Annotated in this window: 23 protein-coding genes and 5 tRNA genes; 20 read left to right on the forward strand and 8 right to left on the reverse strand. The window is 72.4% G+C overall.

The window, feature by feature from the left end; translation table 11 throughout:
* Positions 1-153 precede the first annotated feature (153 nt).
* From ACZ4K2_RS06125 to gltX, 3 genes are all read left to right on the forward strand, one after another.
* A complete protein-coding gene (locus ACZ4K2_RS06125) occupies positions 154-348 on the forward strand; it encodes a hypothetical protein (RefSeq protein ID WP_467474233.1) in 195 nt (64 codons plus the stop codon).
* A gap of 240 nt (positions 349-588) precedes the next feature.
* Positions 589-1,374, forward strand: coding sequence for a fumarylacetoacetate hydrolase family protein (locus ACZ4K2_RS06130; protein ID WP_467474235.1), 786 nt, complete (start codon positions 589-591; stop codon positions 1,372-1,374).
* Positions 1,367-2,851, forward strand: coding sequence for a glutamate--tRNA ligase (gene gltX / locus ACZ4K2_RS06135; protein ID WP_467474237.1), 1,485 nt, complete (start codon positions 1,367-1,369; stop codon positions 2,849-2,851). Before ACZ4K2_RS06130 ends, gltX begins: the two co-directional genes overlap by 8 nt.
* 62 nt (positions 2,852-2,913) lie before the next feature.
* Here gltX and ACZ4K2_RS06140 read toward each other — a convergent pair whose 3' ends face one another.
* The gene (locus tag ACZ4K2_RS06140; RefSeq protein WP_467474238.1) at positions 2,914-3,198 is read right to left on the reverse strand and encodes a type II toxin-antitoxin system RelE family toxin; all 285 of its coding nucleotides are present in this window, start codon (positions 3,196-3,198) and stop codon (positions 2,914-2,916) included.
* A 41-nt stretch (positions 3,199-3,239) separates the two neighbouring features.
* Between ACZ4K2_RS06140 and ACZ4K2_RS06145 the strand changes: the two genes are divergently transcribed.
* The 6 genes from ACZ4K2_RS06145 (at position 3,240) to ACZ4K2_RS06170 (ending at position 4,535) form a co-directional block, all read left to right on the forward strand.
* The gene (locus ACZ4K2_RS06145) at positions 3,240-3,983 is read left to right on the forward strand and encodes an HAD family hydrolase (protein WP_467474240.1); all 744 of its coding nucleotides are present in this window, start codon (positions 3,240-3,242) and stop codon (positions 3,981-3,983) included.
* 90 nt (positions 3,984-4,073) lie between these two features.
* Positions 4,074-4,145, forward strand: a tRNA-Gln gene (locus tag ACZ4K2_RS06150).
* A 21-nt stretch (positions 4,146-4,166) separates the two neighbouring features.
* Positions 4,167-4,239: transfer RNA gene (locus tag ACZ4K2_RS06155), tRNA-Glu, on the forward strand.
* A gap of 29 nt (positions 4,240-4,268) precedes the next feature.
* Positions 4,269-4,341: transfer RNA gene (locus ACZ4K2_RS06160), tRNA-Glu, on the forward strand.
* Between the two features lie 21 nt (positions 4,342-4,362).
* A tRNA-Gln gene (locus ACZ4K2_RS06165) sits at positions 4,363-4,434 on the forward strand.
* Positions 4,435-4,462: 28 nt separating this feature from the next.
* Positions 4,463-4,535, forward strand: a tRNA-Glu gene (locus ACZ4K2_RS06170).
* A gap of 53 nt (positions 4,536-4,588) precedes the next feature.
* Here ACZ4K2_RS06170 and ACZ4K2_RS06175 read toward each other — a convergent pair.
* Entirely contained in the window at positions 4,589-5,233 is a 645-nt protein-coding gene (locus ACZ4K2_RS06175) for a MerR family transcriptional regulator (protein WP_467474242.1), read from the reverse strand.
* 80 nt (positions 5,234-5,313) lie between these two features.
* On the opposite strand from ACZ4K2_RS06175, the gene ACZ4K2_RS06180 reads away from it, so the two are divergent.
* Positions 5,314-5,835 (forward strand): DUF4188 domain-containing protein, encoded by a 522-nt coding sequence (locus ACZ4K2_RS06180; RefSeq protein WP_467474243.1) that lies wholly within the window; start codon positions 5,314-5,316, stop codon positions 5,833-5,835.
* A 264-nt stretch (positions 5,836-6,099) separates the two neighbouring features.
* Here ACZ4K2_RS06180 and ndgR read toward each other — a convergent pair whose 3' ends face one another.
* Positions 6,100-6,816: an IclR family transcriptional regulator NdgR gene (gene ndgR / locus ACZ4K2_RS06185; RefSeq protein ID WP_023546516.1), complete on the reverse strand. Its 717-nt coding sequence runs from the start codon at positions 6,814-6,816 to the stop codon at positions 6,100-6,102.
* Positions 6,817-7,020: 204 nt separating this feature from the next.
* On the opposite strand from ndgR, the gene leuC reads away from it, so the two are divergent.
* The 4 genes from leuC (at position 7,021) to ACZ4K2_RS06205 (ending at position 10,363) form a co-directional block, all read left to right on the forward strand.
* A complete protein-coding gene (leuC, locus tag ACZ4K2_RS06190; RefSeq protein ID WP_467474245.1) occupies positions 7,021-8,448 on the forward strand; it encodes a 3-isopropylmalate dehydratase large subunit in 1,428 nt (475 codons plus the stop codon).
* A 2-nt stretch (positions 8,449-8,450) separates the two neighbouring features.
* On the forward strand, positions 8,451-9,044 hold the full coding sequence (gene leuD / locus ACZ4K2_RS06195) for a 3-isopropylmalate dehydratase small subunit (RefSeq protein ID WP_467474247.1): 594 nt from the start codon (positions 8,451-8,453) through the stop codon (positions 9,042-9,044).
* Positions 9,045-9,318: 274 nt separating this feature from the next.
* Positions 9,319-9,549: an SCO5555 family protein gene (locus ACZ4K2_RS06200; RefSeq protein WP_467474249.1), complete on the forward strand. Its 231-nt coding sequence runs from the start codon at positions 9,319-9,321 to the stop codon at positions 9,547-9,549.
* Positions 9,550-9,685: 136 nt separating this feature from the next.
* The gene (locus ACZ4K2_RS06205) at positions 9,686-10,363 is read left to right on the forward strand and encodes an HU family DNA-binding protein (RefSeq protein ID WP_467474251.1); all 678 of its coding nucleotides are present in this window, start codon (positions 9,686-9,688) and stop codon (positions 10,361-10,363) included.
* Positions 10,364-10,447: 84 nt separating this feature from the next.
* Here the strand turns inward: ACZ4K2_RS06205 and ACZ4K2_RS06210 are convergent, their stop codons facing one another.
* On the reverse strand, positions 10,448-10,651 hold the full coding sequence (locus ACZ4K2_RS06210; RefSeq protein ID WP_467474253.1) for a hypothetical protein: 204 nt from the start codon (positions 10,649-10,651) through the stop codon (positions 10,448-10,450).
* Between the two features lie 47 nt (positions 10,652-10,698).
* Positions 10,699-11,337, reverse strand: a complete 639-nt coding sequence (cofC, locus tag ACZ4K2_RS06215) for a 2-phospho-L-lactate guanylyltransferase (protein ID WP_467474255.1) — start codon at positions 11,335-11,337, stop codon at positions 10,699-10,701.
* A 198-nt stretch (positions 11,338-11,535) separates the two neighbouring features.
* Here cofC and ACZ4K2_RS06220 point away from each other — a divergent pair, with 198 nt between their 5' ends.
* From ACZ4K2_RS06220 to ACZ4K2_RS06230, 3 genes are all read left to right on the forward strand, one after another.
* Entirely contained in the window at positions 11,536-12,330 is a 795-nt protein-coding gene (locus ACZ4K2_RS06220; RefSeq protein WP_467474256.1) for a lysophospholipid acyltransferase family protein, read from the forward strand.
* Positions 12,327-13,337 carry an NAD(P)H-dependent glycerol-3-phosphate dehydrogenase gene (locus ACZ4K2_RS06225; protein WP_467474257.1) on the forward strand — a complete coding sequence of 337 codons (1,011 nt, stop codon included), beginning with the start codon at positions 12,327-12,329 and terminating at the stop codon, positions 13,335-13,337. Before ACZ4K2_RS06220 ends, ACZ4K2_RS06225 begins: the two co-directional genes overlap by 4 nt.
* 126 nt (positions 13,338-13,463) lie before the next feature.
* Positions 13,464-14,621: a D-alanine--D-alanine ligase family protein gene (locus ACZ4K2_RS06230; RefSeq protein ID WP_467474259.1), complete on the forward strand. Its 1,158-nt coding sequence runs from the start codon at positions 13,464-13,466 to the stop codon at positions 14,619-14,621.
* A 46-nt stretch (positions 14,622-14,667) separates the two neighbouring features.
* On the opposite strand, the gene ACZ4K2_RS06235 is transcribed toward ACZ4K2_RS06230, so the two are convergent.
* Together ACZ4K2_RS06235 and ACZ4K2_RS06240 are read right to left on the reverse strand one after the other, a co-directional pair.
* On the reverse strand, positions 14,668-15,189 hold the full coding sequence (locus ACZ4K2_RS06235; protein WP_467474260.1) for a DUF3515 domain-containing protein: 522 nt from the start codon (positions 15,187-15,189) through the stop codon (positions 14,668-14,670).
* 20 nt (positions 15,190-15,209) lie between these two features.
* Positions 15,210-15,443: an Lrp/AsnC family transcriptional regulator gene (locus tag ACZ4K2_RS06240; protein WP_467474262.1), complete on the reverse strand. Its 234-nt coding sequence runs from the start codon at positions 15,441-15,443 to the stop codon at positions 15,210-15,212.
* A gap of 247 nt (positions 15,444-15,690) precedes the next feature.
* Between ACZ4K2_RS06240 and ACZ4K2_RS06245 the strand changes: the two genes are divergently transcribed.
* Entirely contained in the window at positions 15,691-16,656 is a 966-nt protein-coding gene (locus ACZ4K2_RS06245; protein WP_467474263.1) for a thiamine-phosphate kinase, read from the forward strand.
* 11 nt (positions 16,657-16,667) lie between these two features.
* Complete coding sequence (thiD, locus tag ACZ4K2_RS06250) at positions 16,668-17,462, forward strand: bifunctional hydroxymethylpyrimidine kinase/phosphomethylpyrimidine kinase (protein ID WP_467474653.1); 795 nt, start codon at positions 16,668-16,670, stop codon at positions 17,460-17,462.
* A gap of 282 nt (positions 17,463-17,744) precedes the next feature.
* On the opposite strand, the gene rpmB is transcribed toward thiD, so the two are convergent.
* Positions 17,745-17,930 carry a 50S ribosomal protein L28 gene (rpmB, locus tag ACZ4K2_RS06255; protein WP_004924906.1) on the reverse strand — a complete coding sequence of 62 codons (186 nt, stop codon included), beginning with the start codon at positions 17,928-17,930 and terminating at the stop codon, positions 17,745-17,747.
* A gap of 258 nt (positions 17,931-18,188) precedes the next feature.
* Between rpmB and ACZ4K2_RS06260 the strand changes: the two genes are divergently transcribed.
* Positions 18,189-19,934 (forward strand): DAK2 domain-containing protein, encoded by a 1,746-nt coding sequence (locus ACZ4K2_RS06260; RefSeq protein WP_467474264.1) that lies wholly within the window; start codon positions 18,189-18,191, stop codon positions 19,932-19,934.
* Positions 19,935-20,043: the final 109 nt, after the last annotated feature.

Raw genomic sequence — 20,043 nt, forward strand, 5'->3', positions numbered from 1 at the left:
AATTGACCGCTTTGCCCGCGACGTCGTGAGCAAACTCACACGCTTCTCCTGGGCAGTTGGCGGCTTCGTCGGGGAATCGGATGTTTAGCCTGACGCTTTACAGCAGGGACAGCTCTGTCCACCCACCCGACCAGAGGCCACAGGACGACAACGGTGAAGACGACGATGATGTTCCGCAAGATAGCCAACCCGCGACGCACGACCCTGGCGCACCTCGACGACGCCGGCGAGCTGCACACGCCCGAGCTGCCGGAGCACGCCGTCGACCTCCCCGCCCAGACCGCCAACCCCCGGCGCACCATCCTGATGGACGTCCCGGCCGGCGCGGGTGCCGCGATCGCCGAGTGACCGACGTGACGCACCGGGCGCGGCCGCGGGGATCGGACGGATCCCCGCGGCCGCGCCCTCGTCTTCTCCGCGGGACCGGTGCCGCCCGGCGCGCTCCGGGCGCCCCGGCGGCGCTGCCCGACCCGTGTCGGTGACCCGCCCTTGACCTGCGGCGACGCCCCCGCGAGCGCATGAGTTCACCGGCCTCCGATAACCTGGGGCGTCAGTACGCCGGTTCTCAGTGAGGGGCGCGAGCATCCCGTGCGCATCGCCAGGTTCTCCATCGACGGGAACGTAGCCTTCGGCGCGGTCGAGGGCGACGAGCAGGACGAACTCGTCCTCGACATCATCAAGGGCATCCCGTTCGCGGACTTCGAGCTGTCCGGGACCAAGGTGCCGCTGGGCAAGGTCAGGCTGCTCCCGCCGGTGCTGCCCAACAAGATCGTGGCGTTCGGCCGCAACTACGCCGACCACGCGCGCGAGCTGGGCCACGAGGTGCCCGAGGCGCCCTTCGCCTTCTTCAAGCCGTCCACCTCCGTGATCGGCCCCGGCGACGCCATCCAGTACCCCTCCTTCACCGAGGAACTGCACCACGAGGCCGAGCTGGCCGTCGTCATCGGCCGCATGTGCCGCGAGGTCCCGCGCGACCGCGTCAAGGACGTGATCTTCGGCTACACCTGCGCCGTCGACGTCACCGCCCGCGACGTGCAGCGGCGCGAGAAGCAGTGGGCGCGGGCCAAGGGCTTCGACACGTCCTGCCCGCTCGGCCCCTGGGTGGAGACGGACCTGGACCTGGCCCGGGCGAACGACCTGACCGTCCAGCTCACGGTCAACGGCGAACAGCGCCAGCTCGGCCGCACGAGCGAGATGATCCACCCGATCGAGGACCTGATCGTCAACATCTCCGAGGCCATGACGCTGCTGCCCGGCGACGTCGTCCTCACCGGCACCCCCGCGGGGGTCGGCCCCCTGCACGTCGGCGACGAGGTCGCCGTCACCATCGAAGGCATCGGCACTCTCACCAACAAGGTTGTCAAGCGTGGCTAGCGCACCCGGCTCCCCCGTACGCGTCCGTTTCTGCCCCTCGCCCACCGGTAACCCCCACGTGGGCCTGGTCCGCACCGCCCTGTTCAACTGGGCGTTCGCCCGGCACCACCAGGGCACCCTGGTCTTCCGCATCGAGGACACCGACGCGGCCCGCGACTCGGAGGAGTCGTACGACCAGCTCCTCGACGCGATGCGCTGGCTCGGCTTCGACTGGGACGAGGGCCCCGAGGTCGGCGGCCCGCACGCGCCGTACCGCCAGTCGCAGCGCATGGACATCTACGCGGACGTGGCCCGCAAGCTGCTGGACGGCGGGTACGCCTACCACTGCTACTGCTCCCAGGAGGAGCTGGACACCCGCCGCGAGGCCGCCCGCGCCGCCGGCAGGCCCTCCGGCTACGACGGCCACTGCCGCGACCTGACCGCCGGGCAGGTCGAGGAGTACCGGGCCCAGGGCCGCGCCCCGATCGTCCGCTTCCGCATGCCGGACGAGACGATCACCTTCACCGACCTGGTCCGCGGTGAGCTGACCTTCACGCCGGAGAACGTGCCGGACTACGGCATCGTCCGCGCGAACGGCGCCCCGCTGTACACGCTGGTCAACCCGGTCGACGACGCACTGATGGAGATCACCCACGTCCTGCGCGGCGAGGACCTGCTCTCCTCCACCCCGCGCCAGGTCGCCCTGTACAAGGCGCTGACGGAGCTGGGCATCGCCAAGCAGACCCCGGCCTTCGGCCACCTGCCGTACGTCATGGGCGAGGGCAACAAGAAGCTCTCCAAGCGCGACCCGCAGTCCTCCCTCAACCTCTACCGCGAGCGGGGCTTCCTGCCCGAGGGACTGCTCAACTACCTGTCCCTGCTGGGCTGGTCGCTCTCCGCGGACCAGGACATCTTCACGATCGACGAGATGGTCGCGGCCTTCGACATCGCCGACGTGAACCCCAACCCGGCGCGCTTCGACCTGAAGAAGTGCGAGGCGATCAACGCCGACCACATCCGCCTGCTGGACGTGAAGGAGTTCGCCGAGCGCTGCCGCCCGTGGCTCCAGGCGCCGTTCGCCCCCTGGGCGCCGGAGGACTTCGACGCGGCGAAGTGGGACGCGATCGCCCCGCACGCCCAGACCCGTCTGAAGGTCCTCTCCGAGATCACCGACAACGTCGACTTCCTGTTCCTCGCCGAGCCGGTCTTCGACGAGGCCTCCTGGGCCAAGGCGATGAAGGAGGGCTCCGACGCGTTGCTGCGCACGGCCCGGGAGAAGCTGGAGGCGGCCGACTGGACCTCGGCCGAGTCCCTGAAGGACGCCGTCCTGGCCGCCGGCGAGGCGCACGGCCTCAAGCTCGGCAAGGCCCAGGCCCCGGTCCGCGTCGCCGTCACCGGACGCACGGTCGGCCTGCCCCTCTTCGAGTCCCTGGAGGTCCTGGGCAAGGAGCGGACCCTGGCCCGGATCGACGCGGCGCTGGCCCGGCTGAGCGCCTGACCGGCCCGGACACGAGGGGCGGCACCCGCGGGACCCGGGCGCCGCCCCTCACGCGTGTCCGGTCACCGCGCGTCGGCCTCGTCGATCAGATAGGCGCTCTCGTCGAAGATCTCCAGCACGACGACGACCATGATCGCGCCCGCCACCATGTACTCCAGCACCACGCCGGGGGCGACGTAGGCCTTGCGCAGGTTCTCGTCCGGTCCGAGCTGGGCGGTCGCGTTCTTCCGGAACGGGTCGCGAGCCAGTATCCGCACGGCCCGGTCGAGCTGGGCACGGCGCTCGGCCGGCAGGGCTTCGTAGGTCGCGCGGGCCTCGACGGTGAACTGGACGCGGTACTCGTTCATGGCCTTCAGTGTGCCAGCCGTCCGGCGGTACCGTCGGGGCCATGACGATCAGAGCCGTGGTCTGGGACGTCGACGACACCCTCTTCGACTACACGACCGCCGACCGGGAGGGCATGCGCGCCCACCTCGCGGCGGAGGCACTCCTCGACGCGTACGACGGCGTGGAGGAGGCACTGCTGCGCTGGCGGGAGATCACCGACGCGCAGTGGGCCCGGTTCGCGGCCGGCGAGGTGGACTTCGTCACCCAGCGCCGCGACCGCGTCCGGATCTTCGCGGGCCGGGAGCTGTCCGACGCCGAGGCCGACGCGTGGTTCGACCGCTACCTGGTCCACTACGAGGCCGCCTGGAGCCTCTTCCCGGACGTCCTGCCCGTCCTGGAGGCCCTCGCCGCCAGCCACCGGCACGCGGTGCTGTCCAACTCCAGCATCCGCGTGCAGGAGCGCAAGCTGCGCACCCTCGGCCTGCTCGACCGCTTCGAGGCGGTCCTGTGCGCCGCCGAGCTGGGCGTCTCCAAGCCGGCGGCGGGCGCGTTCCTGGCGGTCTGCGACGCGCTGGGGCTGCCCCCGCACGAGGTGGCGTACGTCGGGGACCACCCCGAGATCGACGGGCGGGGCGCCGCCGAGGCCGGGCTGCTGTCGGTCTGGATCGACCGCGGCACGGCCCGGGTCCGGGCGGTGGAAGGGGCCGTGGAGACCGCCGCGGCGCACCGGATCTCCACCCTCGCCGAACTCCCGGCGCTCGTCCGCGCGGATACCCGTTTTGGAGCCCCGTCCACCTTCGGGTAATGTTCTTCCTGCGCCGAGGGGAGCGGGCCGAAAGGCCGGAACCCGGAGGAGCAGACTAGAACGAGAACCCCGCGAGGGCTTGAGTTCCAGTGGCCTATGGTGTAATTGGCAGCACGACTGATTCTGGTTCAGTTAGTCTTGGTTCGAGTCCAGGTAGGCCAGCTCGCAGAGCTTATCTGCAAAGCCCCCGTTGTGTAGCGGCCTAGCACGCCGCCCTCTCAAGGCGGTAGCGCCGGTTCGAATCCGGTCGGGGGTACTGATTCCGATCTTGTCGGGATCGCTAGGGCCCCCGTTGTGTAGCGGCCTAGCACGCCGCCCTCTCAAGGCGGTAGCGCCGGTTCGAATCCGGTCGGGGGTACTGACTGGTCTAAACCATCATTGGTCTATGGTGTAATTGGCAGCACGACTGATTCTGGTTCAGTTAGTCTTGGTTCGAGTCCAGGTAGACCAGCTCGGGCCTGCGGAAACGCAGTGTCCAGGCCCCCGTTGTGTAGCGGCCTAGCACGCCGCCCTCTCAAGGCGGTAGCGCCGGTTCGAATCCGGTCGGGGGTACATCGAGAAGGCCCTCCGCTTCGGCGGGGGGCCTTCGTCGTGCCCGGCGGCGCTCACTCGAAGCCGTACCGCCGCGCCGACTCCTCCTCCTGGGCCAGCCGGTGCAGCGCCTGGAGCAGCGGCTCGTTGAGGATCGCCCCCAGGACGGCGAACTCGATCCGCTCCGCCTCCGAGGCGTGCGCCTCCATGTTGTCCAGGTCCAGGGCGGCCGTCCGGTGCATCAACTCGGCGTACGGCGCGAGCTGTTCGGCCCCCCAGTCGTAGCCGAGCCGGCGGAACGCGGCCACCGCCACCACCAGCGAGCGGTACGCGGGGGAGAGGGACGTGAGCTGCCTGGCGTGCCCCCAGCCGAGCCGGTCCAGGAGCGCGGCGGCCTCCCGGTGCGCGGCCCGGACGTACACGTCGTCCTCGTCCGGCTCGGCTACCTGCGGCAGCGCCCACAGCGCCGCGCCCAGGCGGATCGAGCGCCCCAGGGATTCGTCGTCCACGTGCCCGAGCACCTCGCGCACCTTCGCCACCGGCAGCCGGCCCACCTGGATCATCGCCCGCACCAGCCGCAGCCGCCGCAGGTGCTCCTCGTCGTACTCCGCCGTCGTGGCGTTCACCTGGCGGCCCGGCGGCAGCAGCCCCTCGCGCAGGTAGTACTTGATCGTCGCGGTGGACACACCGCTGCGCTCGCTCAGTTCGGCCAGCCGCATCCCTTGCGCGCCTCCTCGGATAACGGCACTATCCAAGCAGAGGACGTTGGATAGCGCCGCTCACCGATGAGGGGGAACCCATGGTGTCCCGAACGACCGCCGACGCGCGGGGCGAGGTCGTCGTCCTGCTGATCGGCATGCGCGTCAACCGCTTCCGGGCGGTGCACCTGTGGCTGCCGGTCATGCTCGCGATGCTGCGCATGCTGCGGGAGCTGGAGAAGGACCCCGGACGCGGGCTGCGCGCCAAGGTGCTGCTGACGGCGTCGCCGCGCACCTACTACGTCGTCCAGTACTGGGAGTCCAAGGAGAAGCTCTACGCCTACGCGGCCGCCCCGGACGCCTTCCACCGCACGGCGTGGGCCGCGGTCAACCGCAAGGAGCGCGCCGGCAGGCTGCGCGGGCGGGTCGGGATCTGGCACGAGACGTACGTGGTGCCCGAGGGTTCCTACGAGGCGATCTACGCGGACATGCCGCCCTTCGGTCTCGCCGCCGCGCACGGCCAGGTGCCGCTGGAGCGCCGGGGCCGCTCCGCCGCGGAGCGCTTCGCGCACCGGACGGGCAGGGGCGGGACGGCCGACGGCCGCGCGGACGGGACCGCATGACGGCCGCGGGGCGGGTGGCGGCCGCGGTGCCGGGTGCCGCGCGGACCGCCGCTCGCGGATGCGGGGCGCGGGGCTCGACGCACGGCGGCGGCTCCGGCCGCGTCGACGACACCGCCTCCGTCCTGCGTCCTCGGCGAGAGGGGTGAGGCGGCCCCCGGCGCGGTGGCGCGGCGCCGAGGGCGCGGACGGGCCCGGACCGGTCCTGCCGGACCACGGTGCCGCGGCGTTGGGGCTGACCGTGTTCCGGCGGGACCGCCGTGGGCCTCAGCCCGAGCGGCGCAGGGCCTCCGAGAGACGGGCCGCCGCGTCGATGACCGCCTGGGCGTGCATGCGGCCGGGGTGACGGGTCAGGCGCTCGATCGGGCCCGAGACGGACACGGCGGCCACCACGCGGTTGGAGGGGCCGCGTACGGGCGCGGAGACGGACGCGACGCCCGGCTCGCGCTCGCCGATGGACTGGGCCCAGCCGCGCCGCCGCACCCCGGACAGGGCCGTCGCCGTGAAGCGGGCGCCCTGGAGACCGCGGTGCAGGCGCTCGGGCTCCTCCCAGGCGAGCAGGATCTGCGCCGAGGAGCCCGCCTTCATCGTCAGCGTGGAGCCGACCGGGACCGTGTCCCGCAGGCCGGACAGGCGTTCCGCCGCGGCCACGCAGATCCGCATGTCACCCTGGCGCCGGTAGAGCTGCGCGCTCTCGCCGGTGACGTCGCGGAGGTGGGTGAGCACGGGGCCCGCCGTCGCGAGCAGGCGGTCCTCGCCCGCCGCCGCCGCGAGCTCCGCGAGGCGCGGGCCGAGGATGAAACGGCCCTGCATGTCGCGTGCCACCATGCGGTGGTGTTCCAGGGCCACGGCCAGGCGGTGGGCCGTGGGTCGTGCCAGTCCGGTGGCGCCGACCAGACCCGCGAGGGTGGCCGGACCGGACTCCAGAGCGCTCAGGACGAGGGCCGCCTTGTCCAGAACGCCGACGCCGCTACTGTTGTCCATGCAACGATACTCACGTCTCACTCTGTGAAACGCAAGTTCAATTTTCCGTGGAACGCGCCACCCTGGAAGCACACAGCGGCCCGCGAACCAACGGGCCCGGCGGTGGACGCCCGGAATCACGACGTCAAGGGCCCTGAAAGGGAACGCCGCTTCCTCAAGATCTCTAGTTTGGCCGGTGGACGTTCGCCGGCCGGAGGGAAAGCGATGGGTAGGACACTCGCGGAGAAGGTCTGGGACGACCACGTCGTCCGGCGCGCCGAGGGCGAGCCCGACCTCCTCTACATCGATCTGCACCTGCTGCACGAGGTGACCAGCCCCCAGGCCTTCGACGGCCTGCGCCAGAACGGCCGCCGGGTCCGCCGCCTCGACCTCACCATCGCGACCGAGGACCACAACACCCCGACCCTCGACATCGACAAGCCCATCGCCGACCCGGTCTCCCGGGCCCAGCTGGAGACGCTGCGCAAGAACTGCGCCGAGTTCGGGGTGCGCCTGCACCCGCTGGGCGACGTCGAGCAGGGCGTCGTGCACGTCGTCGGCCCGCAGCTCGGTCTGACCCAGCCCGGCACCACCGTGGTCTGCGGCGACTCGCACACCTCCACGCACGGTGCCTTCGGCGCGCTGGCGTTCGGCATCGGCACCTCCCAGGTGGAGCACGTGCTGGCCACCCAGACGCTGCCGATGGCCCGCCCGAAGACCATGGCGATCACCGTCGACGGCGACCTGCCCGAGGGTGTCACCGCCAAGGACCTGATCCTGGCGATCATCGCCCGGATCGGTACGGGCGGCGGCCAGGGCTACGTCCTGGAGTACCGCGGCTCCGCCATCGAGAAGCTCTCGATGGAGGCCCGGATGACCATCTGCAACATGTCGATCGAGGCCGGCGCCCGCGCGGGCATGATCGCCCCGGACGAGACGACCTTCGCGTACCTCGAGGGCCGCCCGCACGCCCCGGAGGGCGCCGACTGGGACGCGGCCGTCGCGTACTGGAAGACCCTGCGGACCGACGACGACGCCGTCTTCGACGCCGAGGTCGTCATCGCCGCCGACGAGCTGTCGCCGTTCGTCACCTGGGGCACCAACCCCGGCCAGGGCGCACCGCTTTCGGCGTCCGTCCCCGACCCGGCTTCGTACGAAGACGCATCGGAGCGCCTGTCCGCCGAAAAGGCCCTGGAGTACATGGGGTTGGAGGCGGGCCAGCCGCTGCGCTCCATCGAGGTGGACACCGTCTTCGTAGGCTCCTGCACCAACGGCCGCATCGAGGACCTGCGCGCCGCCGCCGACCTCCTGCGGGACCGCAAAGTCGCCGACGGCGTACGGATGCTCGTCGTCCCCGGCTCCGCGCGGGTCGGCCTCCAGGCCGTCTCCGAGGGCCTGGACGTGGTCTTCAAGGAGGCCGGCGCCGAGTGGCGGCACGCGGGCTGCTCGATGTGCCTCGGCATGAACCCGGACCAGCTCGCCCCCGGTGAGCGCTCGGCCTCCACCTCCAACCGCAACTTCGAGGGCCGGCAGGGCAAGGGCGGACGTACCCATCTGGTGTCGCCGCAGGTCGCGGCCGCCACCGCCGTCCTGGGCCACCTGGCCTCCCCGGCCGACCTGACCGACGTCCCCGCCCCCGCTGGAGCCCGATAACCATGGAAGCCTTCACCACCCACACCGGCCGGGCCGTCCCGCTGCGCCGCAGCAACGTCGACACCGACCAGATCATCCCCGCGCACTGGCTCAAGAAGGTCACCCGCGACGGCTTCGAGGACGGGCTGTTCGAGGCCTGGCGCAAGGACCCCGAGTTCGTCCTCAACCGCCCCGAGCGGCAGGGCGCCTCGGTGCTGGTCGCCGGCCCCGACTTCGGCACCGGCTCCTCCCGCGAGCACGCCGTCTGGGCGCTGCAGAACTACGGCTTCAAGGCCGTGATCTCCGCGCGCTTCGCCGACATCTTCCGGGGCAACTCGCTGAAGAACGGCCTGCTCACCGTGGTCCTGGAGCAGAAGATCGTAGCCGCCCTGTGGGAGCTGACCGAGCAGGACCCGACGGCCGAGATCACCGTGGACCTCGAGGCGCGTGAGGTACGCGCCGCGGGCATCACCGCCCCCTTCGAGCTGGACGAGAACTCCCGCTGGCGGCTGCTGAACGGCCTGGACGACATCTCCATCACGCTCCGGAACGAGCCCGACATCGCCGCCTACGAGACGGAGCGGCCCGCCTACAAGCCGCGGACGCTCCAGCTCTGATCCGGCGCCGACCGGCCCCCCTCGCGGGTCGGGTTTCGGCCACCACCACCTCCCCCCTGTACCCCCGGTCACCACGATCGGGGGTACAGCCATGTCCGCACCCGGACGGACCTGCGGTTCCGTCTCGCGCGGGCCAACTGCGCATGTTACAAAGAGTGTTGGCCGGGTAGATGAGTGCCGTGTTCATGGTCTCCGCAAGTGCCTGGAGAGCCATTTGAGGCCGCAGTTGCCCCCTGCGCAGGCGACAACTCGCCCCAGATGGCACAATCTGTGCATGGGACACGACGGCCAACTCCAGCTCTATGCGGCGGTCGCGAACCAGCTCAAGGAAGCGCACGCAAGAGTGCGCGCACTGCAAGTCCCGGAGGGCGTACGGATGGCGCTGACCCGGAAGCTGTTGGTCATTACGGCCGCGGCCAAGCACGATCTCGCCGGTGCGGCAAAGCGGCTCGAGCGGTTCGGTGCGGACCTCGACGAGGGTCGGATCCCCGACGAGGACCGCTGAACAGCACGGAGCCGCCGAGTCCGTTGCGGCACAAGGGTGATAAGCCCGTTTCGTGTTTGATTTGCGGTATATATCTGCCTAACGTGCGAAAAAGCTTGAACACTTTCGTTCTGGCGATGTCTCCGAAGGGGAAGACGTGAACAAGGCGCAGCTCGTAGAAGCGATTGCCGACAAGTTGGGAGGCCGCCAGCAGGCCGCCGACGCCGTCGATCATGTCCTGGACGCCATCGTCCGCGCGGTCGTCGCGGGCGAGCGGGTCTCGGTCACCGGCTTCGGCTCCTTCGAGAAGGTGGACCGCCCCGCCCGGTACGCCCGCAATCCTCAGACGGGCGAGCGGGTTCGGGTCAAGAAGACGTCCGTGCCGCGCTTCCGCGCCGGTCAGGGCTTCAAGGACCTCGTGAGCGGCTCGAAGAAGCTCCCGCGCGGTGGCGAGGTCTCGGTCAAGAAGGCCCCGAAGGGCAGCCTGTCCGGCCCGCCGCCCACCATCGCCAAGGCCGCCGGCAAGAAGGCCGCCGCCAAGAAGACGGCCGGTGCCGCGAAGAAGGCCACGGCGGCGAAGAAGGCCCCCGCCGCGGCGAAGAAGACCACGGCCGCCGCCGCGAAGAAGACCACGGCGAAGAAGGCCCCCGCGAAGAAGACCACGGCGGCGGCCACCGCCAAGACCGCCGCGTCGAAGACCGCCGCGAAGAAGAGCACGACCGCCGCGAAGAAGGCCCCGGCGAAGAAGGTCACCGCGAAGAAGGCCCCGGCCAAGAAGTCGACGGCCCGCAAGACCACGGCGAAGAAGACCACCGCCCGCAAGGCGACGTCGTAGGGCGGCGTCGCAAGGCCGCCACAGCACTCACGCGCCGGGCCGGACTCCCTCGGGGAGCCCGGCCCGCGGCGTGTGCGGGGACGGTTACAGGGTCTGGAGGGTGACCAGGGTGATCCGCAGGTCGCTGCCGGACCCCTCGGTCTCGATCCGCACGCGCTGACCGGGCCGGAGCAGCAGCAGGCCGCCGGCGTCGAACGCCGGGGCGCCGAACGGGACCGGGGTGCCGTCGTCGAGAAGTACCCGGCCGCTGCGGGTCTCCGGGTCGTAGGTGTATGCGGTGGCCTGCATGGCGGCCAGCCTAATCCGCCGGGGCGCGGAGCGCTTCCCCGGCCCGTTCAGCAGCCCGGGATCAGCAGCCCCGCCGCGGCCGCCTTCGTGCGGGGGCCCACGCCCAGCGCCAGCGCCGCCCGCAGGTCCGCGCCGGTGTCCACGTCCTGCCGTACCGATTCGACCCCGGGGAGCAGGAGTTCCACCGCCCCCGACGCGCGGTGCCGCATACGGGAGCCGAAGCCGAACGCGGGCCGCAATTCCTGTTCACCGGCCGCCGCCAGCAAAGTCGTGCCGGGTCCGGCCGCGTCCGCGAGAAAGGCCCGCGGGAATTCCGCGGCGGCGGTCAGCACCCGCAGGAGTTCCGTCTCGCGCAGCGCCGGCAGGTCGGCGTTCAGGGCCGCGACCGGGGCGCGGGGGCGGATCTCCCGTGCGACGGCCGCGCCGTGCGCCAGGGCCGCGTTCAGGCCGGCGCGGGGGGAGTCGGGAACGATCCGCGCGCCCAGCGCCGCCAGCTCCCGCGCGGCCCGCCCGTCGTCCGTGACGACCGCCACATCCGCCACTGCCGCGCAGGCCAGCGCCGCACCCACGGTGTCCTGCGCGAACGCCAGCGCCAGCCCGGGGCGCACCTCGTCGCCGGCCGTGCCCGCGAGCCTGCTCTTGGCCCGCGCGAGGGGCTTCAGGGGGATGACCAAGGTCCACTGCACCGGCGTACCGTCCCTCTCTCGTCCCGTTCATTGTCACCCGGGCCGTCCGCCGGCCCGGGCGGCGGGAGGCGCGCGCGGCCCCGCACAAGGGTGGGGGCGGCTGACGGGCGGGCGTACGGTGTTCTCGACAGACCGGCGGCCCGGGGCCAGACTTGTGCGGCCCCCGCCGGGGTGGCAGTCCTAGAGGAAGGTGTCCTTGTGCCCCGCCGCAGAATCGGCTTCTGGTACCGCTTCGCCGCGGTGATCTGCAAACCGCCGCTGGCGGTTCTGATCAAGCGGGACTGGCGTGGAATGGAGCACATTCCGGCCGAGGGCGGATTCATCACCGTGGTGAACCACAATTCACACGTGGACCCCTTCGCATACGCGCATTATCAGTACAACACCGGACGGGTCCCGCGATTCCTGGCGAAGAGCGGGCTTTTCAAGAAGGGTCTGGTCGGCGCCGCCATGCGCGGTACCGGGCAGATCCCCGTCTACCGGGAGTCCACGGACGCGCTCAGCGCCTTCCGGGCCGCGATCGACGCCGTGGAGCGCGGCGAGTGCGTCGCCTTCTACCCCGAGGGCACCCTCACCCGCGACCCGGACGGCTGGCCGATGACCGGCAAGACCGGCGCCGCGCGGGTCGCCCTCGAGACCAAGTGCCCGGTGGTCCCGGTCGCCCAGTGGGGCGCCAACGAACTGCTGCCGCCGTACGCCAAGAAGCCGAACCTCTTCCCGCGCAAGACGCACCACGTGCTCGCGGGCGCCCCCGTGGACCTCTCCCGCTTCCACGACCGGGAGATGACACCGGAGGTGCTCAAGGAGGCCACCGAGGTCATCATGGCCGCCATCACCCGCCTGCTGGAGGAGATCCGCGGCGAGAAGGCGCCCGAGGCCCCGTACGACCCGCGCCGTGAGCGGATCGAGCAGCGCCGCCGCACCCAGGCGCAGGCGCAGGCCCGGGCACAGGTGCAGACGCAGGGCAAGCAAGCGGAAGGGCAGAGCAAGTGAGCAAGCCTGTGCGGGCGGCCGTCATGGGCACCGGTTCGTGGGGCACCGCCTTCGGGATGGTCCTCGCCGACGCCGGCTGCGACGTGACCCTGTGGGCCCGCAGGCCGGAGCTGGCCGAGGCGGTCAACTCCACCCGGACCAACCCCGACTACCTGCCCGGCGTAGAACTGCCCGGGAACCTGCGGGCCACCGCCGACGCGGCCGGGGCGCTGCGCGACGCGGACTTCACCGTGCTCGCGGTCCCCTCCCAGACCCTGCGCGCCAACCTCGCCGAGTGGACCCCCCTGCTCGCACCGGACACCGTCCTCGTCTCCCTGATGAAGGGCGTCGAACTCGGCTCCACCATGCGGATGAGCGAGGTCATCGAGGACGTCGCCAAGGTCGGCGCCGACCGGGTCGCGGTCGTCACCGGCCCCAACCTGGCCCGCGAGATCGCCGCCCGCATGCCCGCCCTCGCCGTCGTGGCCTGCACCGACGAGCGGGTCGCCCAGCGGCTCCAGGCCGCCTGCCACACCCCGTACTTCCGGCCGTACACCAACACGGACGTGGTCGGCTGCGAACTCGCCGGCGCGGTCAAGAACGTCATCGGGCTCGCGGTCGGCATCGCCGACGGCATGGGGCTCGGCGACAACGCCAAGGGCTCGCTCATCACGCGCGGACTCGCCGAGACCACCCGGCTCGGCCTCGCGATGGGCGCCGACCCGCTGACCTTCTCCGGACTCGCGGGCCTCGGCGACCTGGTGGCCACCTGCTCCTCGCCGCTGTCCCGCAACCACACCTTCGGCACCAACCTCGGCAAGGGCATGACCCTGGAGGAGACCATCGCGGTCACCCGGCAGACCGCCGAGGGCGTCAAGTCCTGCGAGTCCGTGCTGGATCTGGCGCGCCGGCACGACGTCGACATGCCCATCACCGAGACGGTCGTCGGCATCGTGCACGAGGGCAAGTCGCCGGTCGCCGCGCTCAAGGAGCTGATGGCGCGCAGCGCCAAGCCCGAACGGCGCTGAGAGCGGCCCGCACGACCCCTCCCCGGGCCGCCCGCACGACGCTGTGCGACCGTCCGCGCGACGCTGAGCGACGGCCCGGGAGCGCCCGCTGACTTGGGCGCCGCCGCCAGGTACTCTCAACGCGATATGAGCACCGAGAACCTCCCCCAGAGCCCTGAGCAGCCATTCCGCAAGCCGCGTGTGGCCGTCGTGTTCGGCGGGCGCAGCTCCGAACACGGGATCTCCGTGGTCACCGCCGGCGCCGTCCTGAAGGCCATCGACCGGACGCGCTACGACGTCCTGCCGATCGGCATCACCGCGGACGGTCGCTGGGCGCTGACGGCCGACGAGCCGGAGCGGATGGCCATCAGCGACCGGCGCACCCCCCGCGTGGAGGAGCTGGCCGAGTCGGGCGAGGGCGGCGTGGTGCTCCCCGTCGACCCGGCGAACCGCGAGGTCGTCTACAGCGAGCCGGGCTCGGTGCCCAAGGCGCTCGGCGAGGTCGACGTGGTCTTCCCGGTGCTGCACGGCCCCTACGGCGAGGACGGCACCCTCCAGGGCCTGCTGGAGCTGTCCGGGGTGCCGTACGTGGGCTCGGGCGTGCTCGCCTCGGCCGTCGGCCAGGACAAGGAGTACATGAAGCGGGTGTTCACCTCCTTCGGGCTCAAGGTCGGCCCGTACGTGGTGATCCGCCCCCGCGAGTGGGCGCGGGACGAGTCCGCCGCCCGCAAGCGGATCGTCGACTTCGCGGGCGAGCACGGCTGGCCGCTGTTCGTGAAGCCCGCGCGCGCGGGCTCGTCGATCGGCATCACCAAGGTCGACGACCTCGCCGGGCTGGACGAGGCGATCGCCGAGGCGCAGCGGCACGACCCCAAGATCCTCGTCGAGGCGGCGCTGCGGGGCCGCGAGATCGAGTGCGGCGTCCTGGAGTTCGAGGACGGGCCGCGCGCCTCCGTCCCGGCCGAGATCCCGCCGCCGGACGCGCACGCGTACTACGACTTCGACGCCAAGTACATCGACTCCACGCCCGGTGTCGTCCCGGCCCCGCTCACCGAGGAGGAGACCGCCGAGGTGCGCCGGCTCGCGGTCGAGGCGTTCGACGCGGCCTCCTGCGAGGGGCTGGTCCGCGCGGACTTCTTCCTCACCGAGGACGGCGAGTTCGTGATCAACGAGATCAACACCATGCCCGGCTTCACGCCCATCTCGATGTACCCGAAGATGTGGGAGGCCAGCGGGATCGACTACCCCGAGCTGGTCGACCGCCTGGTGCAGGCGGCGCTGCGCCGTTCCACCGGCCTGCGCTGACCCACCGGACCCGCGCCGAACCGGCGGCGGCTCAGTACCGCATGGCTCAGTACCGCATGGAGGCGACCCCGAGGGGGATCGTCTTCTTCACCGCCGCCGCCAGATCCATCATCACCTGGGCGCCGTCGTCCGGCCCGGACAGCCTCTTCGGCAGCGTCACCTGCACGTAAGCGGAGCGACCGGACGTGGTGAACCGCCACGTCCCGTCGTCCTCCTTCTCCATCAGCCAGTCGACGCCGTCGACCCCGCCGCCGATCGCGTTCGGGTCGTCGCCCTTCGCCACGGCGGGATCGACCATCTTCGGCGGCCGGACGATGCCGCAGCGCAGTATGATCTCCGGGCTTCCCCAGCCCGCCGTGTAGGCGGACCGGGGCTCGGGGTCCCGGCGGTTCAGTCCGTCCACCGTGTGCGGCAACGCCTCGTCCAGGGCCCGGCAGAGCGGGGCGGTCTTCGCGTCGGGGGTGGGAACGGCCACGGTGTGGCCGTCGTCCGCCGCGGAGCAGCCCGCGAGCCCGAGGAGCAGGGCCGGCGCGAGCAGGCCGAGAGGCCGGTGACGGAAGAAGTTCACCGGCCCAGCGTAGACGGGGGCTACAGATGCACGACCGGGCAGGTCAGCGTGCGCGTGATGCCGTCCACCTGCTGGACCCTGGCGACCACCATGCGGCCGAGTTCGTCGACCGTCTCCGCCTGGGCGCGCACGATGACGTCGTACGGACCGGTCACGTCCTCGGCCTGGATCACTCCAGGGATCTTGCTGATCGTCTCGGCGACGGTCGACGCCTTGCCGACCTCTGTCTGGATCAGGATGTACGCCTGTACCACGGAACCTCCAGAGCGGCCACGAGGATCATGTGGGGGAAAGGAACGCCACGGTATCGCGTTGCCGCTCCCCGCGGGGAGACCCGAGGGGACCGGGCGTGCGCGCCAGGGTGCAGGGACGGCGGACGTTGACGGCCGTCACGGCCGCGGGGGCGGTCGTGACGACCGGGACGACGGACATCTCGACGGTATCGGGGACACTGATGACGCGCGACTGGGCACGGCACGGGAGAGAAGGGGAGCAAGGGACATGAAGGGCACTGTTGGTGAGCTCGGGGAGTTCGGGCTCATCAGGGAGCTCACCTCCCGTCTCACCACCACCCCGGCGGTCCGGATCGGCCCCGGCGACGACGCCGCGGTGGTCGCCGCACCCGACCGCCGGGTGGTGGCGAGCACCGACATCCTGCTGGAGGGCCGGCACTTCCGCCGCGACTGGTCCACCGCCTACGACGTCGGCCGCAAGGCCGCCGCGCAGAACCTCGCGGACATCGCGGCGATGGGCGCCGTGCCGACCGCGCTGCTGCTCGGCCTGGTCGTCCCGGCCGAACTGCCGGTCACCTGGCCCACCGAGATGATGGACGGCCTGCGCGACGAGTGCCAGGTCGCGGGCGCCGCCGTGGTCGGCGGGGACGTCGTGCGCGGCGACACGATCATGGTGTCGATCACCGCGCTCGGCGACCTGCGCAACCAGGAACCCGTCACGCGCGCGGGCGCCCAGCCCGGCGACCTCGTGGCCGTCACCGGCTGGCTGGGCTGGTCCGCGGCCGGGTACGCGGTGCTCTCCCGCGGCTTCCGCTCGCCCCGCGCCTTCGTGGAGGCCCACCGGCGACCCGAGCCGCCGTACCACGCGGGCCCGGCCGCCGCCGCGCTCGGCGCCACCGCGATGTGCGACGTCAGCGACGGCCTGATCGCCGACCTCGGGCACATCGCCGAGGCCAGCAAGGTGCGCATCGACATCCGCTCCGGCGCGATCGACATCCCGACGCAGATGAACGACATCGGGCAGGCCGTCGGCGTGGACCCGCTGCAATGGGTGCTGTCCGGGGGAGAGGACCACGCGATCGTGGCCACCTTCCCGCCGGACGCCAAGCTCCCGGCCCGCTGGAAGGTCATCGGCGAGGTCCTGCACCCGTCCGCGCTGCCCCAGGTCACCGTCGACGGGGCGCCCTGGACCAGCAAGGGCGGCTGGGACCACTTCGGGGACATCGAGTCGTGAGCGCGTCCACGGTGCCGCCCCGCGTGCTGACGGTGGCCGGCTCGGACTCCGGCGGCGGCGCGGGGATCCAGGCCGACCTGAAGACGATGCTCGCCCTCGGCGTGCACGGCATGAGCGTGCTCACCGCGGTGACCGCGCAGAACTCGCTGGGCGTCCAGGGCGCCTGGGAACTGCCCGTGGAAGCGGTCCGGGCCCAGTACCGCAGCGTGGTCGACGACATCGGCGTGCAGGCCGTGAAGACCGGCATGCTGTCCTCCGCCGAACTGGTCCGGGAGGTCGCCCGGTTGATCGCCGGGACGGACGCCCCGGCCGTGGTGGACCCGGTGGGCGTCTCCAAGCACGGCGACCCGCTGCTGGCCGCCTCCGCGCTGGACTCCGTACGGACCGAGCTGCTCCCGGCGGCCACCGTCGCCACCCCGAACCTCGACGAGGTGGCCCAACTCACCGGCGTGCGGGTCGAGTCCGAGGCCGATCTGCGGCGGGCCGCCGACGCCGTGCTGGCGTACGGCCCGCGCTGGGTGCTGATCAAGGGCGGCCACCTGTCCGGGGAGGCCGTGGACCTGCTCACCGACGGCTCCGAGGAGCACCTGCTGCGGGCCCCCCGCCACGACAACCGGCACACCCACGGCACCGGCTGCACCCTCGCCTCCGCGATCGCCTGCGGCCTGGCGAAGGGGTGGTCCGTGCCGGAGGCGGTCACCGCGGCCAAGCAGTACGTCACCGGGGCGATCGCCGCCGGGTTCGCGCTGGGCGGCGGCATCGGCCCCGTCGATCACGGCTGGGCGCTCAGGCGGGATACTCCCTGAGCTCGATCGCGGTCGCCGGCCGGGTCGAGCAGCAGCAGCGTGAGCAGGGCCCGGGGCCGGGGGCCGCCGGGGTCGGGGAGGACGCCGTCGTCGCCGTGGACCCCACCCGGGCCCAGGATGCCGAAGCGCGTTCCCGTGGATCCAGGCGGCTCGTCACGGTCTCGGGCACGGCAAAGAGCCGGCCCACCGTGAGGTGGACCGGCTCAGTGCTAGCGAACCAGGCAGGGCCGCGCGCGGATGGGGTTCCCCCGCTCGAGCCAGCCCGAGAATGGGGGAGTACCGTCAGCGCGAGACCTTGCCGGCCTTGATGCACGAGGTGCAAGCGTTCACGCGCTTCGGCGTCCCGCCGACCACGGTACGCACACGCTGGATGTTCGGGTTCCAGCGGCGGGGCGTACGGCGGTGCGAGTGCGAGATGTTGTTGCCGAAGCCCGGCCCCTTGCCGCAGACGTCGCAGTTGGCAGCCACGGGTCACTCCAAAGACTTCAGATGCACTTACGGATAATCCCGGCATGCCGGGATCGAGATCCTAAAAACTGAGATCTTGAGTGGCGGTGCCAGGGGAACGGCCCGATCGGATCGGGCAACCGGAGCAGCATACAACGCCTGCTTCGGTGCAACGAAACTACCATGGCCGCCGCGTCCCCCGTCCCCGGCCCTCCACCGGAGGGCACCGGTCCGGGGTCTACGCTGCGTCCCACGTCCAGCCAGCTCAGGGAGGCGCAGGTGGCGCAGGTGCCGCAGACATTCTTCGATGCTCTCGCGGTGCGCACCTGGTGCGGTCTGGCGCTCCGGGCACTGGGCGGGGCCCGTGAGGAGATCGACGCGATCAACGTCTACCCGGTGGCGGACGGCGACACCGGGACCAACCTGTACCTGACCCTGGAGTCGGCGGCGACGGCCGTGGAGGCGGTGTTCGCGGGGTACGAGACCGGCCGCGCGGAGCCGTCCCTGGCGGACGCGGTGCGGGCCATGGCCCACGGGGCGCTCATCGGGGCCCGGGGCAACTCCGGGACGATCCTGGCCCAGCTGCTGCGCGGGATGGCGCAGGTGCTCGCGGAGGCGGGGGACGCCGCCCGCGTCGACGGCCCCGGACTGGGCCGGGCGCTGCGCCGGGCCGCCGACTCCGCCCGGCAGGCCGTCGCCCGCCCCGTCGAGGGCACCGTGCTCACGGTCGCCTCGGCCGCCGCCGACGCCGCCGAGGGGTCCGGGGGCGACTGCGGGACGGTCGCGCGGGCCGCCTACGAGGGCGCCCTGACGGCCCTGGCCGCGACGCCGGGCCAGCTGGCCGTGCTGGAGCGGGCCGGCGTGGTCGACGCGGGCGGACGGGGCCTGGTGGCGGTGCTGGGAGCGCTGGTGGAGGCGTTCACGGGGGAGGCGCTCCGGCAGGCCCCGCCGTGGGAGGGCGTGCCGCGCGAGGCCTCCCGGGGCGCGGGGGCCGTCGAAGCGTGCGCCGAGGCCGAGCCGGAGCCGGGGGAGCCGCCCGCGGGCGGCGCGCCCGGCGCCGGGCCGTGCGGGACCGGGTCCGGGGCCGAGGCGGCCGTGACCGGCGGCCCCGCGTTCGAGGTGATCTACCTGCTGGAGGCCGACGACGCGGCCGTCACCCGGCTGCGCGCGCGGCTCGACGCCCTCGGGGACTCCCTGGTGGTGGTCGGCGGCGACGGCCTGTGGAACGTCCACGTGCACGTCGACGACGCCGGCGCCGCCGTGGAGGCCGGGGTGGAGGCCGGGCGGCCGTACCGGATCCGGATCACGCACTTCGGGCTCGGCGACGCGCACACCGGCCGCGGGCGCCCGCCGCGCGAGCGCGCCCAGCGGGCGGTCGTGGCCGTCGTACCGGGCGAGGGACTGGCCGGGCTGTACGCCGAGGCCGGCGCGACCACCGTCCTGGCCCGGCCCGGGGAGCCGCCGGCCAGCGGGGAACTGGTGCAGGCGGTACGGCGGGCCCACGCGCGCGAGGTCGTCCTGCTGCCCAACGACGCCGAGCTGCGCCACACGGCCGCCGCGGCGGCCGAGCAGGCCCGCACCGAGGGCATCCGGGTGGCCCTGATCCCCACCCGCTCGGCGGTCCAGGGCATGGCCGCGCTCGCCGTGCACGAGCCGGGGCGCCGGTTCGACGAGGACGTCGTCCAGATGACCTCGGCGGCGGGCGCCACCCGCTACGCCGAGGTCGTGGTGGCCGAGCACCGGTCCTGGACGACGGCCGGCATCTGCCAGGCCGGGGACGTGCTCGGCCTGATCGACGGTGACGTGGCGGTGATCGGCGCGGACGTCACCACCACCGCGGGCACCCTCCTGGACCGCATGCTCCAGGCCGGCGGCGAACTGGTCACGCTCGTCGTCGGCGACGAGGCGCCCGAGAGCGTCGCCGCGCACCTGGAGGCCCGCGTCCGGGAGTCCTACCTGGCCGTGGACACGGTGGTGTACCACGGCGGCCGGCAGGGGGCGCTGCTCCTCGTCGGCGTGGAGTGACCGGCGGGCGGCGCTCGGTGACCGGAGACCGGCGACCGGGGCGGCACGACGGGGTCCGGGTGCCGGGCCTGAGGTGACCGGCCCGAGTGGCAGCTCCGGGTGACGGCTC

The organism is Streptomyces sp. NPDC025833, assembly GCF_055558055.1.

What these genes read in the sequence shown, in the direction of transcription:
- ACZ4K2_RS06145 (WP_467474240.1), top strand. Translation starts at nt 3,240, where the DNA reads ATGACGATCAGAGCCGTGGTCTGGGACGTCGACGACACCCTCTTCGAC.
- ACZ4K2_RS06230 (WP_467474259.1), top strand. Translation starts at nt 13,464, where the DNA reads ATGAGCACCGAGAACCTCCCCCAGAGCCCTGAGCAGCCATTCCGCAAG.
- ndgR (WP_023546516.1), bottom strand. Translation starts at nt 6,816, where the DNA reads ATGGACAACAGTAGCGGCGTCGGCGTTCTGGACAAGGCGGCCCTCGTC.
- ACZ4K2_RS06210 (WP_467474253.1), bottom strand. Translation starts at nt 10,651, where the DNA reads ATGCAGGCCACCGCATACACCTACGACCCGGAGACCCGCAGCGGCCGG.
- ACZ4K2_RS06200 (WP_467474249.1), top strand. Translation starts at nt 9,319, where the DNA reads ATGGGACACGACGGCCAACTCCAGCTCTATGCGGCGGTCGCGAACCAG.
- ACZ4K2_RS06245 (WP_467474263.1), top strand. Translation starts at nt 15,691, where the DNA reads ATGAAGGGCACTGTTGGTGAGCTCGGGGAGTTCGGGCTCATCAGGGAG.
- ACZ4K2_RS06175 (WP_467474242.1), bottom strand. Translation starts at nt 5,233, where the DNA reads ATGCGGCTGGCCGAACTGAGCGAGCGCAGCGGTGTGTCCACCGCGACG.
- leuD (WP_467474247.1), top strand. Translation starts at nt 8,451, where the DNA reads ATGGAAGCCTTCACCACCCACACCGGCCGGGCCGTCCCGCTGCGCCGC.
- leuC (WP_467474245.1), top strand. Translation starts at nt 7,021, where the DNA reads ATGGGTAGGACACTCGCGGAGAAGGTCTGGGACGACCACGTCGTCCGG.
- ACZ4K2_RS06180 (WP_467474243.1), top strand. Translation starts at nt 5,314, where the DNA reads ATGGTGTCCCGAACGACCGCCGACGCGCGGGGCGAGGTCGTCGTCCTG.
- ACZ4K2_RS06140 (WP_467474238.1), bottom strand. Translation starts at nt 3,198, where the DNA reads ATGAACGAGTACCGCGTCCAGTTCACCGTCGAGGCCCGCGCGACCTAC.